Genomic DNA, 5,953 nt, shown 5'->3' on the forward strand with positions numbered 1-5,953 from the left:
AACGGTTTCTCTTTCCACGCTGGGTCAATCGATTTCTTATGGTTCTGGCTGCTGCCATCGTTGGAGGCGGCATTTATGCCGGTGCCATGGGTGGGCTGGTCACGGACCCCAAGACGCTGAATATTGGCTACCAACCTGAACAACCGGTTCCTTTCAGCCACGCGATTCACGCGGGCCAGCTCAAGATGGATTGTCGCTATTGCCACAATACCGTCTTTGACTCGGCTCATGCCGCCGTGCCGCCGACCGCCACTTGTATCAATTGTCACAGTCCTGCGAATGATCAAGGTGTTACCGCGCTGGCCGCAGTACGAGCAGAAAGTGACAAGCTAAAGCCGATCCACAAGAGTTGGGAAACGGGCCGCAGCATGGCTTGGAAACGCATCCACAACTTGCCCGAGTTCGTCTACTTCAACCACGCCGCCCACGTCAATTCAGGCGTTAGTTGCAAGAGTTGCCATGGCCGAATCGACCAAATGGACGTTGTGGCCCAACACGAAGAACTTTCGATGGCGTGGTGTATCACCTGTCACCGAAACCCTGACCCTCATTTGCGTCCCAAAGAGTTCGTGACCAAGCTCGACTGGGAACCCCCAGCGGATTGGGACCAAGAAGCGTTCGCCAAGCAGAAGCGTGATCCTGAAGGCGAGAACATCAACCCGCAGGTCCATTGTGCGGTTTGTCACCGTTAGTTCGGCAACGACCGGGCGGATTAGCGGCAGAGTCGATGACTCTGCAGCGACGCCCCCCCCGAGAACTGCTGAAGCTCGTTTTTTACAGATAATTTCGTATCGCCTAATCGCAAATCTTTGCAATGACCTCCATCCACTCACCACGTAAATCCAACAACGGTTCGCGAATGATTGTTGACCTGCCCCAGGCCGGCGTCGCACACGAATCCAGTCAAGCTGCGGTTGGCTCTGCGGCACGCGATTCAGCCAACAGTGACTCCGCGAATCAGGATGGGTTTGGCGGATCCTCGGCGTCGCCACGCACACGCTACTGGCGAAGTCTTTCGGAGATGCAAGACAGCCAGGACTTTCAGCAGTTCATCGATCGCGAATTCCCGATCGCCGCTTCGGAGTACCCCGAAGGCGTTTCGCGGCGTCGTTGGATGCAATTGATGGGTGCGTCCTTGGCGGTTGCCGGTGTTGGTGGATGCCGTTATTCCGAAGAGTCGATCGCTCCGTTTGTGATCCGCCCCGAAGGCCGATTGCCAGGCGAATCGTACAGTCGTGCGACCAACTTCGAACTTGCCGGTCGCGTCTACAACCTGCTGATCAGCTGCGTTGATGGTCGTCCGCTGAAGATCGAACCCAACACCGAGCATCCCTCGGGCACCGGAACCGACGTCTTCTCGCAAGCTTCGATCCTCGGATTGTACGACCCCGATCGTGCTCGCGGCGATGAAAGCTTCCTGGTCCGCAAAGGCTCAAAGCGACGCGAGAATGCCACCTGGGAAGATTTCCAGTCGTATGGCCAAGGCGTGATTCGTGCTGCCGCCGCCAACAACAAGGGCGCGGGCTTGGCTGTTTTGATGCCACCCACCGCATCGCCATCGCTTGTCCGCATGCTGTCGGCACTGAAGAAAAAGTGTCCATCGGCAACGCTCGTTCGCTACGACGGTGTTCAAGGCACCGCGATGCGAGAGGCGACCAAGACCGTCTTTGGCAAACCTGCCAAACAGGTCCTCGATCTGTCGGACGCCAAGGTCATCGTGACATTGCAAGCCGACATTCTCGGAAACGATCCGAGTATGATCTCTAACGCACGCAGTTTCGCCAAAAACCGCGACCCAATCGAAGGCGAGATGAGCCGGTTGTATGTCGTCGAAGGCGGATACACGTCCACCGGCGTGATGGCCGATTCGCGATTGGCATTGCGGCCTAGCCAAATGCCGGCATTCTTGAGCGAACTGAGCCGCCGCGTCGAAAAATTGGCCGCCGGCGAGTCGCACGAACACGCCGAAGAAACCAAAGCCTATGACGAGCTGACTCACCCCGAGCGACTCGAGCGATTCCTCGATGTGCTTTCGCATGACATTGCCGAAGCGGGCGATGCTGCCGTCGTGGTGGTTGGCGATCATCTTGGTGCCGAAGCCGTCGCGGCCGGTATCGCACTGAACAAAAAGCTTGGCTCGCTTGGCAAGATTCAAAAATTCACTCCCGAAGTCGACGGCGAACTTGCCGATTCGACCTCGTTGGGTGATTTGGTCCAGAAGATCAACGATGGCGGTGTCGAGTCGCTGCTGATCCTAGGCGGAAACCCTGTGGTCACTGCTCCGGGTGATGTGGACCTGCTGACAGCAATCAGCAAAGTCGAAAACAGCATCTATCTTGGCGAATACGACGACGAAACCGGATTGGCATGCACATGGTCGCTGCCGTTGGCTCACCCGCTCGAATCATGGGGCGATGTAGTCAACATCGAAGGTTTCTACGGCGTCTGCCAACCTCAGATTTTGCCACTGCTCGGCGGTCGCGCTGCGATCGAAGTCCTTGCATCGATGTTGGGCGAAAAAGAGGTTGAAGGATCGGAAATCGTTCGCCGCACGGCAGACGGAATCTCTGGTTCGGCACTCAGCGCTCGCCAATGGCGAGGACTGCTGCATGATGGTTTTGCCAAAGAGCTAACCGTAAGCGAAGAGCTTAGCGCCAACGTTCAAGACAAACCTTTGACCGACGCGGCACCGGTGGCGATTTCGGTCGAGGAACTGGACCAAGACGACTTTGAAGTCTTGTTTGTTCCTGCGGATGGAATTTACGACGGTCGCTTCGCCAACAACGGCTGGCTGCAAGAACTGCCTCAAGCCCTGACCAAATTGACCTGGGACAACGCCGCGTTAATCAGCCCGTCGACCGCCAAGAAACTTGGCGTTCATCACGGATTGATGATCGCGCTGTCCCAAGGGGACGCCACGATCGAAATGCCTGTCTACGAATTGCCCGGCTGTGCCCCCGGCGTCGTGACCGTGGCAATCGGCTACGGCCGGAAACGAGCGGGCATGGTTGGCGGATTCACCGAAGAGGATGTCGACGCAGTCGGAACCGATGTTTCGCCACTGCGAACGAGCGATCAAATGCTCGTTTCCTACCAAGTCAATGCTCGCCCTCGCTTTAGCGAATACGAATTGGCGACGACCCAGGATCACTGGGCTATCGACGAACGAGGCCGCGAGGAAACCGAGCGACGCAGTTTCTCGTTGATTCGCGAAGGCACCGTTCAGCTGCTTGATAAAGTGCCCGAATTCGCCGAAGTGCGTGGTCCCCACGTGCCCAAGGTAGGCAAAGACGGCAGTGGATCGCTGTGGCAAGAACCGATCCAAAAGATCGAGATGGAAAAGCCATTCCTGCCTCAATGGGGTATGGCAATCGACTTGTCCAAGTGCACCGGCTGCAACGCGTGTGTGGTCGCATGTCAGAGCGAAAACAACGTGCCTATCGTTGGCAAAGAGCAAGTCAGCAACAGTCGCGAAATGCACTGGTTGCGAGTGGACCGCTACTTCCAAGGCGATGAAGAGAACGCCGATGTGGTTCAACAACCTGTCGCCTGCATGCACTGCGAAACGGCTCCGTGTGAACAAGTGTGCCCGGTGGCGGCCACCGTGCACACCGACGAAGGCCTTAACGCGATGGCGTACAACCGCTGTATCGGCACACGTTACTGTGCAAACAACTGCCCATTCAAAGTGCGTCGCTTTAATTACTTCAACTTCAACGAAGAGGTTGGCGTGGGCTATGGCGTCAAGGCCTATCCGAGTTCGATCGAATCGGCCAGCCGTCAACTGCAAGCGTTGGTGCTCAATCCCGAAGTGACCGTACGCGGTCGTGGGGTGATGGAAAAATGCACCTACTGTGTCCAACGCATCGAAGGGGCCAAAATCAACGCCCGCAAAGATGGAGGTCGTCCGGTTGCCGATGGCGAAATCGTCACCGCTTGCCAATCGGCCTGTCCAACACGTGCGATCGAGTTTGGTAACGTTGCCGACCCAGAATCGAAGGTTTCCAAGAAACACGCCGACGTTCGCAGCTATGGGATGCTTGGCCAATTGAACATCAAACCACGCACCGAATACCTGGCTCGCGTACGCAACCCGCACGTTCGTTTAATGACCCGCAATCAATTGGTTGACTTGGCCGAAATGAAGACGCCACACCATGGCCACGGTGACCACGACGGCCACGGCGATCACAACGGCCACGGCGAAGGCGACCACCATGATTCGGATCACGCCGCCGCTGCGAAGCACGATGACCATCACGACAAAGCGAACGATCACGCAAAGTAAGACCTGGATTGGCTAGGATCCGCCGCGGGGTAATTTACCCAGTGTCACGGAGACAGCCGGACCGCCTGTTTTCACTCTCTAATCCCTAACTCGATACCCCTTTCAAACCATGTCCCTTGCCATCCCAAACGGATTGGACAATACCGTCGAACGACCTGGCGAGCGCGCTCCGCTCGTGCTCGGCGATACGACCTATCACGATATTACCGAAACGGTATGCCGAGTTGCTGAGACCAAGCCAAGCAAAGGCTGGGTGATCGGTTTCTTGATCGCATTCGCGCTGCTTCAGTGGCTCGGAATCTGTATCGCGTACCTCTTCTACACCGGTGTTGGTGTGTGGGGTAACCGGTCTCCGATTTTCTGGGGTTGGCCGATTGTCAACTTCGTTTTCTGGGTCGGTATTGGCCACGCGGGAACGCTGATTAGTGCGATTTTGTTCCTGTTTCGCCAAGAATGGCGTACCAGTATCAACCGTGCTGCCGAGGCGATGACGATTTTCGCCGTGGCCTGTGCCGGAACGTTCCCCGGGATTCACGTGGGACGTGCATGGTTGGCGTTCTGGTTGGCCCCGTACCCGAGTTTGAACTTGTGGATGTGGCCTCAATTCCGCAGTCCGTTGTTGTGGGACGTTTTCGCGGTCAGCACGTACGGAACGGTCTCGCTGTTGTTCTGGTACATGGGGATGGTTCCCGACTTGGCGACGTTCCGCGATCGCTCGAAAAACAAGTATCGCCGTATGGCTTACGGTATCTTGTCGCTGGGATGGACCGGTTCGTCGCGTCACTGGATGCGATATGAAAAGGCTTACGCGTTGCTTGCCGCGTTCGCAGCACCGCTGGTTCTTTCGGTCCATACGATCGTTTCGTTTGACTTCGCGGTTTCGCAAGTTCCCGGTTGGCACACAACGATTTTCCCGCCGTACTTTGTGGCTGGAGCGATCTTTAGCGGTTTCGCGATGGTGTTGACGCTGATGGTGCCCGCCCGCAGCATGCTGGGGCTCGAGAAACTGATCACGATTCGCCACTTGGACAACATGTGCAAGATCATCTTGGCGACCGGTTCGATCGTGGGTCTCGCCTACGGCACTGAATTTTTCATCGCATGGTACGGCCAAGTTCCGGACGAACAGTACGCGTTTATCAACCGTGCCTTTGGGCCGTATTGGTGGGCGTACTGGACGATGGTGACGTGTAACGTGATCAGTCCGCAGTTGTTCTGGGTCAAAAAGTTCCGCACCACGCCGTGGATCATCGTTTTGATCACAATCTTTGTGAACATTGGAATGTGGTTCGAACGATTCGTGATCGTCGTGACCAGTCTGTCGCGTGACTATCTGCCAAGTGCTTGGGCGTACTTCTCGCCAACTTGGGTCGACTGGTCGATGTTGATTGGTTCGTTCGGTTTGTTCTTCACGCTGTTCTTGCTGTTCTGCAAGTTGATGCCTGTGATCAACATGGCGGAAACCAAATCGACACTGGCGAAGCAGTACCACATGGCTCACAACGAGCCGACGACGCCGACCGAGCACTAGAAAACATTTCATCGCAGGCGATCACGCCTCGCGGATCCATCGAAACAGACTTCATTCATCATCGATAGCGAATGTCAGACGGTAAGTATGTCAGACGATAAAAACGAAAAGAAGATTCACGGGATTGTCGCCGA

General features: G+C 56.1%; 3 protein-coding genes. All 3 read left to right on the forward strand.

Features of this window, described 5'->3' with window-relative positions; translation table 11 throughout:
• Nucleotides 1-692: cytochrome c3 family protein (locus tag ABX962_RS27825; RefSeq protein ID WP_372724338.1), on the forward strand; the 692-nt coding region annotated here is incomplete at its 5' end.
• A gap of 122 nt (nucleotides 693-814) precedes the next feature.
• Complete coding sequence (locus ABX962_RS27830; protein WP_372724340.1) at nucleotides 815-4,288, forward strand: TAT-variant-translocated molybdopterin oxidoreductase; 3,474 nt, start codon at nucleotides 815-817, stop codon at nucleotides 4,286-4,288.
• Between the two features lie 109 nt (nucleotides 4,289-4,397).
• Complete coding sequence (nrfD, locus tag ABX962_RS27835) at nucleotides 4,398-5,819, forward strand: NrfD/PsrC family molybdoenzyme membrane anchor subunit (protein WP_008704917.1); 1,422 nt, start codon at nucleotides 4,398-4,400, stop codon at nucleotides 5,817-5,819.
• Nucleotides 5,820-5,953: the final 134 nt, after the last annotated feature.

It is taken from the genome of Novipirellula sp. (assembly GCF_041583735.1).
Classification (GTDB): Bacteria; Planctomycetota; Planctomycetia; order Pirellulales; family Pirellulaceae; genus Novipirellula.